The sequence below is a fragment of the Bacteroides salyersiae genome (assembly GCF_031172035.1).
GTDB lineage: Bacteria > Bacteroidota > Bacteroidia > Bacteroidales > Bacteroidaceae > Bacteroides > Bacteroides salyersiae.
Genome location: NZ_CP133452.1, coordinates 1 through 12269 on the forward strand (window position 1 = coordinate 1; position 12269 = coordinate 12269).

Below are 12269 nucleotides of genomic sequence, written 5' to 3' on the forward strand. Positions count from 1 at the left end.
ATGAGTGAATCGAATCATGTCGGGCTGTGGAACCGCTGTCTTGAAATTATTAGAGACAATGTTCCCGATTCGACATATAAAACTTGGTTTGTTCCCATTGTACCATTAAAATATGAGGACAAAACGTTGATTGTACAAGTACCCAGCCAGTTCTTTTACGAGTTTCTGGAAGATAAATTTGTGGACTTGCTACGAAAAACGTTATATAAAGTCATTGGCGAGGGAACCAAGTTGATGTATAATGTAATGGTAGACCGGACTTCAATACCGAATAAAACGGTAAATCTTGAAGCCAGTAACCGTTCTATAGCCGTACCGCAACCAAGCATTATTCGCGGTAACGGTAATAAAGCACCGAATATATTACACGCTCCGGCTCCTCAAGATTTGGATCCCCATCTGAATCCGAACTACAATTTCGAAAACTTCATCGAAGGATATAGCAATAAACTTTCAAGAAGCGTCGCTGAAGCCGTTGCCCAAAACCCGGCCGGTACAGCTTTTAACCCTTTATTCCTGCATGGTGCATCCGGAGTGGGAAAAACGCATCTTGCCAACGCCATCGGTACAAGAATCAAAGAGATATACCCCGAAAAAAGAGTGTTATACGTATCGGCCCATCTCTTTCAAGTGCAATACACAGATTCTGTACGTAACAATACGACCAATGACTTCATCAACTTCTACCAGACGATCGATGTATTAATTATTGATGATATTCAAGAATTTGCAGGCGTCACCAAGACTCAAAATACCTTCTTTCATATTTTCAATCATCTGCATCAAAACGGCAAACAATTAATTCTGACTTCAGACCGTGCTCCTGTATTATTACAAGGAATGGAAGAGCGTCTTTTGACCCGCTTCAAATGGGGAATGGTAGCCGAGTTGGAAAAACCGACAGTAGAATTGCGGAAGAATATTTTACGAAATAAAATCCATCGTGACGGATTGCAATTTCCACCGGAGGTTATAGACTATATTGCGGAAAATGTCAATGAAAGCGTTCGTGACCTGGAAGGTATCGTAATCGCTATTATGGCACGTTCTACAATCTTCAATAAGGAGATAGATCTCGACTTGGCGCAACATATCGTTCGCGGTGTTGTCCGTAATGAGACCAAAAGTATCAGTATTGACGACATTATCAATACTGTTTGCAAACATTTTGGCCTTGAGACCAACGCCATTCATACCAAATCAAGAAAAAGAGAAGTGGTACAAGCACGTCAAGTAGCGATGTATTTGGCAAAGACATACACAGATTTCTCTACTTCGAAAATTGGGAAATTTATTGGAAACAAAGATCATGCCACCGTACTCCACGCATGCAAAACCGTAAAAGGGCAATGCGAAGTCGATAAGGGATTCCGTGCCGATCTGGAAACTATAGAATCTTCACTGAAAAAGAAAAACAGTTAATAAAAAAGAGAGACTATTAAAGTTCCAGTCTCTCTTTTTTCATATGATAAATCACATAAATCCTTGCTGATGCAACACTTTCAATAAATTATCAGACATGAACTCGTTATCTTTCTTCGTATAACGAACATCTGTGAATACTTGCGCCAATGTTTCCTTCCGGTTTTCTTTCACAAACTGCTCATTTTCCGGCAATGATTCTTTATAAGCATACAGTTTATCAATATCGGCTTTGGAATAATCATGATAATACTCTTCGTGAACAGTTGCCTCTAACGGCAAACGGTCTACCTGGGCAGGAATACCATCCGGGTAACCTACCGTTACCGTAGTGATAGGAAAAACAAGTTCAGGAAGTTGCAAAGCATCAATAACCATTTGAGGATTGTAAGTGGTAGTCCCCAAATAACAAATTCCCAAACCAGCTTCCTCCGCCAATGTACAGAAAGTCTGTGCAACCAACAATGTATCCATTGCCGCATTCATAAACGACATCAAATTATTGTACCCGGGCACTGCGTTACGCTGTTCACACCATTTACTAAAACGACGAAAATCTGCACAAAATGTAAGTACAACAGGAGCCCCCTTAACCATGGGTTGATTAAAATGTGCCGGTGAAAGTTTTTCCTTCATTTCAGCATTACGCGTGATAACGACACTGTACAACTGCATTCCTCCCATAGTAGAAGCACGGGAAGAAGTTTCAAGCAAATCATTTAACAAATCAGATGAAATATCTTTTTGTAAATACTTTCTGATTGTTCTTCTGTTCTTAACGGTATCAATCATATCTTTTTTCCTGCAAAGATAACAAAAAGAATATTCAATTCATTATTTCTATAATATAGATTAATTTTCTTTTTAGAAAACTTCAAGCAACAAACAAAAACATCATTATATTGTTTTTCAACAACTTAGCATTTAAAAACGGGAAACTTATAATCTATATATAAATTATCCCATTTTTATTTTGATATACCAAAAAACATTCATAGCTTTGCAGGCACGTTTGTTAATGATAAGTAAGCTTCTACACATTTACTTATTAAATAAAGAAATCTAAGACACATACTAACGTGAAAGAACAAATTTATTCTTATGAAGAAGCCTTTGAAGAATCTTTACGATATTTTCAAGGTGATGAACTTGCTGCCAGGGTTTGGGTAAACAAATACGCAGTTAAGGACTCTTTCGGAAATATTTACGAGAAATCTCCGGAAGATATGCATTGGAGAATTGCAAACGAAGTGGCACGTATCGAAGCCAAGTACGCTAACGGCCTTAGTGCGGAAGAATTATTCAAACTGCTCGATCATTTTAAATACATTGTTCCACAAGGTAGCCCGATGACCGGTATCGGTAATGACTATCAGGTAGCTTCATTATCCAACTGTTTTGTAATCGGTGTAGACGGATCGGCCGACTCTTACGGTGCTATTATCAAAATTGACGAGGAGCAAGTACAATTAATGAAAAGACGCGGTGGTGTGGGTCATGATCTTTCACATATCCGCCCTAAGGGATCGCCTGTCAAAAACTCCGCATTGACTTCTACCGGTTTGGTTCCTTTTATGGAACGCTACTCCAACTCTACACGAGAAGTTGCACAAGACGGACGTCGGGGAGCATTAATGTTAAGCGTATCTATCAAACACCCAGACTCTGAGGCATTCATCGACGCCAAGATGACGGAAGGAAAAGTAACCGGAGCCAATGTTTCCGTAAAACTGGACGATGCTTTCATGCAAGCTGCCATAGACAATCAGTCTTATGTACAACAATATCCGATTGAATCCGCTAATCCGACAACAACAAAAGAAATTGACGCTTCCGTTCTGTGGAAAAAGATTGTGCACAATGCATGGAAATCAGCAGAACCGGGTGTACTGTTCTGGGATACGATCATTCGTGAATCCGTCCCTGACTGTTATGCAGATCTCGGCTATAAAACCGTTTCTACCAACCCATGTGGAGAAATTCCTTTATGTCCCTACGACTCATGCCGTCTGTTGGCCATCAATTTATACTCATACGTAGTAAATCCGTTCAAGCCGGATGCTTATTTTGATTTCGATCTCTTCAAAAAACATATAGCATTGGCACAACGTATCATGGACGATATCATCGACCTGGAACTGGAGAAGATAGAACGGATCATGCAAAAGATAAATGAAGATCCGGAAAATGAAGAGGTAAAACGTACCGAACGTGTGTTATGGGAAAAAATATATAAGAAAAGCGGTCAGGGAAGACGTACAGGTGTAGGTATCACCGCCGAAGGTGATATGCTTGCCGCATTGGGACTGCGATACGGAACAGAGGAAGCTACCGAGTTTTCCGAACAAGTCCATAAAACAGTGGCTCTTTGTGCCTACCGTTCCTCTGTAGAGATGGCAAAAGAACGTGGCGCTTTCGAAATATACGATACGGAACGTGAAAAAGAAAATCCATTCATCAATCGCCTGCGCGAAGCAGATCCGGAACTTTACGAAGAGATGAAAAAATACGGCCGCCGCAATATAGCTTGCCTTACCATTGCCCCGACCGGAACAACCAGTTTGATGACACAAACCACCTCAGGTATCGAGCCTGTTTTCTTACCGGTATATAAACGCCGCAGAAAAGTAAATCCGAACGACACAAATGTACATGTGGACTTCGTGGATGAAACAGGAGACGCTTTCGAGGAATACATCGTATTCCACCATAAATTTGTCACTTGGATGGAAGCCAACGGCTACGATCCGTCCAAACGGTACACACAGGAAGAGATCGATGATTTGGTTGCCCAATCACCCTATAATAAAGCAACGTCCAACGATGTTGACTGGCTAATGAAAGTAAAAATGCAAGGACGCATCCAAAAATGGGTGGATCATTCGATCAGTGTTACGATCAACTTGCCTAATGACGTGGATGAAGACCTTGTAAACCGTTTATATGTAGAAGCATGGAAATCCGGATGTAAAGGTTGTACGGTCTATCGTGACGGCTCACGTTCGGGAGTATTGATTTCAACCAAATCGGATAAGAAAGAAGAACTACCTCCATGTAAACCGCCTACGATTGTAGAAACCCGTCCGACGGTACTTGAAGCAGACGTCGTTCGTTTTCAAAACAATAAGGAAAAATGGGTAGCCTTGGTCGGTCTACTCGACGGACATCCTTACGAGATATTTACCGGTTTGCAAGACGACGACGAAGGGATATTCATCCCGAAAAGCGTAGTAAGCGGACGTATCATCAAAAATGTAGATGAAAATGGAAACAAGCGCTACGACTTCCAGTTTGAGAACAAACGCGGATATAAAATGACTATCGAAGGCTTGTCCGAAAAGTTCAATAAAGAATACTGGAATTATGCAAAACTAATTTCAGGAGTACTTCGTTACAGAATGCCTATCGAACAAGTTATCAAACTGGTAAGTTCATTACAGTTAGACAGTGAAAATATCAATACCTGGAAAAATGGTGTAGAACGTGCGTTGAAAAAATATATCCAGGACGGTACGGAAGCTAAAGGTAAGAAATGCCCGAACTGTGGAAACGAAACTCTCGTCTATCAGGAGGGATGCCTTATTTGTACGACGTGTGGGGCATCACGCTGTGGATAAACTATTCTTTCTTTTGCCTTGATGCAAAAGAAAGAACCAAAGAAAAAATCAAGGCTGCATTTATGTAGCTACTGCACTCCGGCAAAAAGCTAAAAGGGCTCGAACTCGCTTCGCTCAAACAATCGCCCTTTCTACGCTTTTTACCGGAGTTCCGTTTTACGCTACATAAATGAGGCCGGGGAGCCATTCGGCGTGGAAATGATAAATAATGACATAAGCACAGGAATATAATAAGAATAAACTTTTATCATATAAAAACAATCGAAAACGAAAAGGGCAAAGTCCTTTCATTAAATATAATAAAGAGAAAATTTGATATAAAAGAGCATAGATAAGTCATACTAAAGAATCATATAGGAAAAGTATATATGGGAATCATATATAAGAATCATACAAAAAACAAATATGCACAACATACAATCGAAAAAACGAGCAAATGCCTCACTGCTCTACGGTAACCGCAGCGGCCTCATTTTTTCTCCGTCAAGCGAACGCCCGCAGTGTAGCGTAAAAAGGGGCGATTGTCTGAGCGAAGCGAGTTCGAGCCCCTTTAGCGAAACGAAGGAAGAGAGTAGGAGAAAAAATGCAGCCTTGATTTTTTCTTTTGGTATCTTTTCTTTTGTATCAAGACAAAAGAAAAGTACACCTCAACACAAACGTTTGCATAACATTTTAAATTACTTCCAATAATCCCAATACATAATATATAAAAAGAATGTCTTATACTTGCATTATCAATCAATCGTCTATAATCAAAATCTAATATATATGACAGTATCGTTTAATATTGAATACCGTACCAACTGGGGAGAAGAAGTAAGGATTACAGGTTCTGCCCCCGAATTGGGAAATAATCAGCCCGAACATTCCATTCCTCTCCATACCGTAGATGGGATTCATTGGACAGTAGAAACTGAAATACAGATTTCCGAAAGAGGAATAGTAGACTATAGCTATCTCATCTGGCAAGACGGAAAAGCAGTTCGTCGTGAATGGGACAGCTTTCCCCGTCGTCTTTATCTTATAGGAGACAGCAAAAAGAGATACCTCATAAATGACAGTTGGAAAAATCTTCCTGAACAGCAATATTTTTATAGCTCGGCTTTCACCGAATCACTTTTGGCGCACCGAAACAGAATGGAAATACCCAAAAGTTATAAAAAGGGGCTGATGATAAAAGCATATGCTCCACGTGTCAACGAAGATTATTGCCTGGCTATTTGTGGTAATCAAAAGATATTGGGAGACTGGAATCCGGACAAAGCGTTATTGATGAGCGATATCAATTTTCCAGAATGGCAAACAGAACTGGATGCCGGTAAACTGAGTTTCCCTATCGAGTACAAATTCATACTCTACAACAAAAAAGAAAAACATGCCGAAGCATGGGAAAACAATCCCAACCGTTATATGGCAAAGCCGGAACTGAAAGCCAACGAGACACTTGTCATTTCCGACCGTTATGCATACTTTGATATTCCTGCCTGGAAAGGTGCAGGAGTAGCCGTTCCTATTTTCTCACTGAAATCAGAAAAGAGCTTCGGCGTAGGCGACTTTGGCGATCTGAAACGTATGATCGACTGGGCGGTCAGCACCGACCAGAAAGTAGTACAGATACTACCGATCAACGATACTACCATGACGCATACATGGACAGATTCTTATCCATACAACAGTATCTCCATCTATGCATTTCATCCGATGTACGCCGATCTCAAAAGAATGGGTACGTTAAAGAACAAAGAAGCAGCCTCGGCTTTCAACAAAAAACAAAAAGAGCTGAATACACTTCCTACCATCGACTATGAGGCGGTAAATCGGACAAAATGGGAGTATTTCCGCCTTATCTTCCTCCAGGAAGGTGAAAAAGTATTAGCATCCAAAGCTTTCAAAACTTTCTTCGATGCCAATAAGGAATGGCTACAACCCTATGCTGTTTTCAGCTATTTACGTGACGCATTCCAAACGCCCAATTTCCGTGAATGGCCACGCCATGCCACATACAATGCAGATGAAATAGAAAAGATGTGCCAACCGGATTCAGTAGATTATCCATTCATCTCTATCTATTTCTATATCCAATTTAATCTTCATCTTCAACTGCTGGAAGCAACCACTTATGCCCGCGAAAACGGTGTAGTACTTAAAGGGGATATTCCTATCGGAATCAGTCGCAACAGTGTAGAAGCTTGGACAGAGCCTTATTACTTCAACCTCAACGGTCAGGCCGGTGCACCGCCCGATGATTTCTCTGTAAACGGACAAAATTGGGGATTTCCTACTTATAATTGGGAAGTGATGGAACAAGACGGTTATAGCTGGTGGATGAAGCGTTTCAAAAAAATGTCCGAATACTTCGACGCTTACCGTATCGACCATATACTCGGATTCTTCCGCATCTGGGAAATACCCATGAATGCAGTTCATGGATTGTTAGGCCAGTTTGTGCCCTCATTGCCCATGAGCCGCGAAGAGATAGAAAGTTACGGATTGCCCTTCCGTGAAGAGTTTTTAAAACCTTATATCCATGAATATTTCCTGGGGCAATTATTCGGTCCACATACCGATTATGTAAAACAGACCTTTATCGAGCCTACCGAAACATGGGAGGTGTACCGCATGCGTCCCGAATTCGATACCCAACGTAAAATAGAAGCTTTCTTCACCGGAAAAACCGATGATGACAGCATCTGGATTCGTGACGGACTCTATGCACTTATCAGTGACGTATTGTTTGTACCGGACCGACAAGAAGCCCATAAATATCATCCGCGTATCGGTGTACAGCACGACTTCATATATCGCTCCTTGAACGATTGGGAAAAAGCCGCTTTCAACCGTTTGTACGATCAATATTACTACCATCGTCACAATCAATTCTGGCAACAACAAGCCATGAAAAAGTTGCCTCAATTGACACAGTCCACCCGCATGCTGGTATGTGGTGAAGATCTTGGTATGATTCCTGATTGCGTAGCCTGGGTGATGAACGATTTACGTATCCTCAGCTTGGAGATACAACGCATGCCTAAAAATCCGGCTTACGAATTCGGACATCTGGATGAGTATCCGTATCGTTCGGTCTGTACCATTTCCACACATGACATGTCGACGCTCCGCGGATGGTGGGAAGAGGACTATCAGCAGACACAAAGGTATTATAATACGATGCTCGGACATTACGGTTCCGCTCCATCGACAGCCACTCCGGAATTGTGCGAAGAGGTAGTACGCAAACATCTGTATAGCAACTCTATCCTTTGCATCCTCTCGTTGCAAGACTGGTTGTCGATAGACGGTAAATGGCGCAATCCGAATGTACAGGAAGAACGTATCAACGTACCTGCCAACCCACGCCATTATTGGCGTTACCGCATGCATCTGACATTAGAACAACTGATGAAAGCAGAAAGTCTGAATGAAAAAATAAAAGAGCTCGTGAAACAGACCGGAAGAAAACCGGAAAAATAACAGCCCGTTCAACAACAAGTTCATTCTAAAATCATCAATACGCCTTCTCCCGATAAATCAATCCGGAGGAGGCGTTGTTTTTTAATAGATATCCTGTATCTTTGTGCACTTTAAAAAGCAGATAATGAACGACAACACAAATAAACGGATTGATTTTGTAGACCTAACCAAAGGGATCTGCATCATTCTGGTGGTTATGGCACACATTGACGGAGCATTTGCCAAATTCGATGAAAGTTCAATGATATCCTGCTTTCGCATGCCGCTTTATTTTTTTATATCCGGCATCTTCTTTAAATCCTATGAAGGGTTTGCTGGTTTTCTTATCCGCAAAATAAACAAATTGCTCATTCCTTTCACTTTCTTCTATATAACCGCTTTCCTACTAAAATACGTCGTATGGAAAATCGCTCCGGGAGTATTCCATTTACCGGTTCAGTGGAGTGAAATGCTCGTCATCTTCCACGGTCACGACTTGATTAAATTCAATCCGCCTATCTGGTTTCTAATAGCCCTGTTTAACTGTAACATCCTGTTTTACCTGATCCATTTTTTACGCAACAAACATTTGAATTTGATGTTTGCCTCTACCCTGCTCATAGGGGCTGCGGGATTCTATATGGGAAAATATCGTTTCGAACTGCCATTTTACATGGATGTGGCAATGACTGCCCTCCCATTTTATGCAGCCGGATTCTGGATACGGCGTTATAATTTCTTCTTATTTCCTCACCGTTTCGATAAATGGATCCCATTGTTTATGGCAATGGCCCTTACCATCATGTATTTTACCGCTACCACCCCCGGAATGCGCACCAACAGCTATACAGGAAATATCGCTCAATTCTATATAGCCGCGCTTGCCGGCATCTTTATGATCATGCTTTTCTGCAAACGGATCAAGCACATCTCCGTAATATCCTATCTCGGACGTTATTCGGTCATCACACTCGGCATTCACGGCCCCATACTCCACTTTGGCGGACAATTCGTATCGCGATACATCCACAACGAATGGGTACTCTCCTTTACTTTGTTATTCGTGACCCTTGCCATTTGTATTGTATTGACCCCATTTTTTCTAAAAGTCATGCCGCAAGTAGTAGCACAAAAAGATTTGATTAAAATCAGATAAAAGAGACATATCCGAGTTTTATTATATCTTTGCAAAACAGATCATCTTAAAAACACTATCATGAATATAAACAGTTGCCATATACTTCTGAAAAATGTACTTTTCTTTGCCCACCACGGAGTAGCCCCGCAGGAAACGGTTACAGGTAATGAATTTTACATCAATCTAAGGTTAAAAACAGATTTCAAACATGCTGCCGTCACAGACGAGTTAGACGATACAATCAGTTATGCGGACATTTATGCAATACTGAAACAGGAGATGGAAATACCGTCCAAATTATTAGAACATGTATGCGGACGTATCGCGACCAGATTATTTCAAGAGTTTCCGGGCATTGAAGAGATAGAAATCAAGTTGTCAAAAAGAAATCCCCCAATGGGAGCAGACATTGATTCTGCAGGAGTAGAAATGCACTGTACCAGAAGCTAATTTTGCATTCCATTTCATGATTCCAATATTTATTTCATGCACGAAAAGAGAATATCCGGTAAACATTCTTTTCCTCTCTCTATAAATTCCCGATAAACTACGCATCCGTTTTTCGCTTTACACCAATTTGCTTTTCCGGATTACTTAATAAGAAAAAGTATTTAATTGCGCACATGATAAGAATCATTTAATTTTTATTTTCTATTCCTAAATTTGTAGCAAATGCAAGTCTCAACCCATAAACAATCTCCTGACTACTAATAAAAGTAAAGAAAAAAACATGATAAAAAGCTATATCGTAAAAGAATTGATTAATGAAATGAAAGATAGAATGCCACAAGATCAAAGTCTGGCAAGTTATCTGATAAATACATTATGCATAGGAAAAGAAGCTGCCTACCGTAGATTACGGGGAGAAGTAGCATTCACCCTTGACGAAATAGCCATAATCTCTTGCAACTTGGGAATATCTATCGACCAGATTATCGGAAACCACTTAGCAAACCGAGTAACTTTTAATATGAATTTATTACATAAATCCGATCTGTTAGAAAGTTATCATGAAATTATAGAGCACTATCACCAACTCCTCTATCTTATAAAAGGAGATGATAATACTGAAATATATACTGCCTCCAATACAATTCCATTTGTACTCTATTCATCATACGAATACCTCACAAAATTCCGCCTGTGCCAATGGATTTACCAAAACGGAGAAATACAAGCTCCCAATTCCCTATCTGAAGTACAAATTCCGGAAAAGCTTATTATCGCCCATAAAAGATTAAGTGAAAGTGCAAAAAAAAGTGGAAAGACCTATTTTATATGGGACAACAGCATCTTTCATTCTTTCGTAAAAGAAATACAATACTTTGCCGGATTAAAGCTAATATCTGCAAAGGATGTCATCCAGCTAAAAAAAGAATTGCAACAACTGCTCACCGATCTGGAATACCTGTCTGTCAAAGGGGAGTTCAATAATGGTAATAAATTATCCATTTATCTGTCAAACATTAATTTTGAAACGACTTACAGCTACATTTCCAAAAAGAACTTTGAGGTCAGCCTTTTCAGTATCTACTCTCTCAATTCCATGGATTCGCAAAATCCTCATATCTGCCGGATGCAAAAGAAATGGATTCAATCTTTGAAACGACATTCTACACAGATATCAGAAAGTGGAGAAACACAACGTATCGCTTTTCTTGAAAAACAGAAAAACATTATTGCAGCCCTATAATTCGCCCCCTTCACTTCCTTCACCATTTCACTACATCCCCTTATTGATGGGCAATACAAGGTGAAGGCGGTATCCCCGTCTCTTATACATCATGCCTAAGACGGCTGAATCGGCTACACAAGTGCACTAAACATCCTAACTGCTTTCCACAAGAACAGTATCAAGAAAGCTTTCACCTCGTATTACCCATCAATAAGGGGATACAACCAGAAGGTGAAGAAGGTGAAAGGGGGAAATCAAACTGAAAAACAAGTTATTTGGGAATATAAATTCTGTCTACTTCACATCAAAATGTCGTTTACAAAAAAAGATATAGCATCTTTCCGAAGAAGCTTGCTACATCTTTTTTTTAAAAACCGTTACATCTTTTACTGAAACCTGTTACATCCTTTTTTAAAAGATGCTATATCTTTTTTCTCAAATCCGTTATTTCTTTTTCTTACGCTTATTGACAGATGCCACTGCTTCCGTTACCACCGGTTTGTTCTCGAACCGCTTGGTATATCCGGAATAATCGGGATGAGTCCGTTCATAGTCGGGATCCATAAACAATGGACTGGATATGATATGATCGGCCGTAGAACGGTTACAGCAAAACACGATATTCTCCACGCCGGCCAAGCGGGTCAAGGCTTTAACATCTGTATCGTGAGGTTGCAGTGTCATTGGATCGGTAAAGAAAAACAAATAGTCAATTTCCCCATCCACAATACGTGATCCCATCTGTTGGTCACCCCCCAACGGACCGGATTTCAAAATAGTAAAATCCCACTCTACATCGGGATGCTTTTCTTTAAGAGCTTCCAAAATCAGTGTTCCGGTCGTCCCCGTACAGTAGAACTTATGCCCCATTAACAATTCGGAATTCCAAAGTACCCATTCAATAAGATCTCTCTTCATAGCATCATGTGCCACCAAACCGATCTTTCTAACCAACCTTTTTTCCATT

The 12269-nt window shown here is 40.4% G+C and carries 8 protein-coding genes; 6 read left to right on the top strand and 2 right to left on the bottom strand.

Features of this window, described 5'->3' with window-relative positions; translation table 11 throughout:
• Positions 1-1422 carry a chromosomal replication initiator protein DnaA gene (gene dnaA / locus RB604_RS00005; RefSeq protein ID WP_005933520.1) on the top strand — a complete coding sequence of 474 codons (1422 nt, stop codon included), beginning with the start codon at positions 1-3 and terminating at the stop codon, positions 1420-1422.
• 51 nt (positions 1423-1473) lie between these two features.
• Here dnaA and RB604_RS00010 read toward each other — a convergent pair whose 3' ends face one another.
• On the bottom strand, positions 1474-2214 hold the full coding sequence (locus tag RB604_RS00010; protein WP_055294789.1) for an NADPH-dependent oxidoreductase: 741 nt from the start codon (positions 2212-2214) through the stop codon (positions 1474-1476).
• A gap of 287 nt (positions 2215-2501) precedes the next feature.
• On the opposite strand from RB604_RS00010, the gene RB604_RS00015 reads away from it, so the two are divergent.
• From RB604_RS00015 to RB604_RS00035, 5 genes are all read left to right on the top strand, one after another.
• Complete coding sequence (locus tag RB604_RS00015; protein ID WP_005933524.1) at positions 2502-5039, top strand: adenosylcobalamin-dependent ribonucleoside-diphosphate reductase; 2538 nt, start codon at positions 2502-2504, stop codon at positions 5037-5039.
• 768 nt (positions 5040-5807) lie between these two features.
• On the top strand, positions 5808-8510 hold the full coding sequence (locus tag RB604_RS00020; RefSeq protein WP_055294787.1) for a 4-alpha-glucanotransferase: 2703 nt from the start codon (positions 5808-5810) through the stop codon (positions 8508-8510).
• 124 nt (positions 8511-8634) lie between these two features.
• Positions 8635-9645 carry an acyltransferase family protein gene (locus RB604_RS00025; RefSeq protein ID WP_055294785.1) on the top strand — a complete coding sequence of 337 codons (1011 nt, stop codon included), beginning with the start codon at positions 8635-8637 and terminating at the stop codon, positions 9643-9645.
• A 60-nt stretch (positions 9646-9705) separates the two neighbouring features.
• On the top strand, positions 9706-10077 hold the full coding sequence (folB, locus tag RB604_RS00030) for a dihydroneopterin aldolase (protein WP_055294783.1): 372 nt from the start codon (positions 9706-9708) through the stop codon (positions 10075-10077).
• 283 nt (positions 10078-10360) lie between these two features.
• Complete coding sequence (locus RB604_RS00035; RefSeq protein ID WP_055294887.1) at positions 10361-11320, top strand: hypothetical protein; 960 nt, start codon at positions 10361-10363, stop codon at positions 11318-11320.
• A gap of 426 nt (positions 11321-11746) precedes the next feature.
• Here RB604_RS00035 and RB604_RS00040 read toward each other — a convergent pair whose 3' ends face one another.
• Complete coding sequence (locus RB604_RS00040; RefSeq protein ID WP_005933538.1) at positions 11747-12268, bottom strand: methylglyoxal synthase; 522 nt, start codon at positions 12266-12268, stop codon at positions 11747-11749.
• Position 12269: the final 1 nt, after the last annotated feature.